Origin of the sequence: Pseudoalteromonas sp. NZS37 (assembly GCF_015864265.1) — a bacterium.
Classification (GTDB): Bacteria; Pseudomonadota; Gammaproteobacteria; order Enterobacterales; family Alteromonadaceae; genus Pseudoalteromonas; species Pseudoalteromonas arctica.
Genome location: NZ_JADYXL010000059.1, coordinates 1 through 843, shown reverse-complemented (window position 1 = coordinate 843; position 843 = coordinate 1). Strand labels below are relative to the sequence as shown.

The window sequence follows — 843 nt, the reverse complement described above, 5'->3', positions numbered from 1 at the left end:
GGGTGCATGGGTGCATGGGTGCATGGGTGCATGGGTGCATGGGTGCATGGGTGCATGGGTGCATGGGTGCATGGGTGCATGGGTGCATGGGTGCATGGGTGCATGGGTGCATGTGCCACCTACACACCCCTTCTCTAGGGGTTACTACTTAGAAAATAAATTGCGATAGTTCTTGCGCGTCTGCTAAAAAGTTAGCTACAATAGAGCCACTGAGTCAGATAACGCAACGCAAAGGAACCCGCACCATGACCCGCAACGAATTCACCGTCAACGAAGCCCTTGCAGCACAAGCCGCAGAGCGGGCCCGCTGGGCGGCCGCCCTGGCGCCTGCCGCAAAAGCCATCGGCCAGCGTCGCGCAGTGCGTAAAAGCCTGATCGCCCGCTTGNTCGCGCAGTGCGTAAAAGCCTGATCGCCCGCTTGCTGGGTTTGTAAACCGTCAACCGCAAATAGGAGAAAACACCATGAATGCAATCCAATCTAACGCGCAACGCTGGGTGAAACACGGCGCGTATGAAATTCGCTCGAATGCTGAATTGTGCATTCAAGCGGAATTGCGTAAGGCCGGTTTGATTCCAATGGGCGCTACGATTGTAGAGATTAATTTTCACGGCGAAGATTGCGTTTTTGTCGAAACGTCCAACGGCGGGGAATTCACTATTAACGTGAATACCGGTCACATTAACCAATGCTGAACATTTAGGAGAAAACCATGCAAGCTATCCGCACCAAATATCACGGCCCTACCGATACTAAAGGTTCGCGTATCAGCGCGCAATGCGAAGCCGGACGCATTTATGTGTCCTATGACCACGCGCTTAATATTTACGGTAACCATAAAGCCG

Annotated in this window: 1 protein-coding gene; it reads left to right on the top strand. The window is 53.0% G+C overall.

Annotated features, from left to right (window positions below; translation table 11 throughout):
* The first annotated feature begins 462 nt into the window (after nucleotides 1-462).
* The gene (locus I6F47_RS20390) at nucleotides 463-693 is read left to right on the top strand and encodes a hypothetical protein (protein ID WP_114488788.1); all 231 of its coding nucleotides are present in this window, start codon (nucleotides 463-465) and stop codon (nucleotides 691-693) included.
* Nucleotides 694-843: the final 150 nt, after the last annotated feature.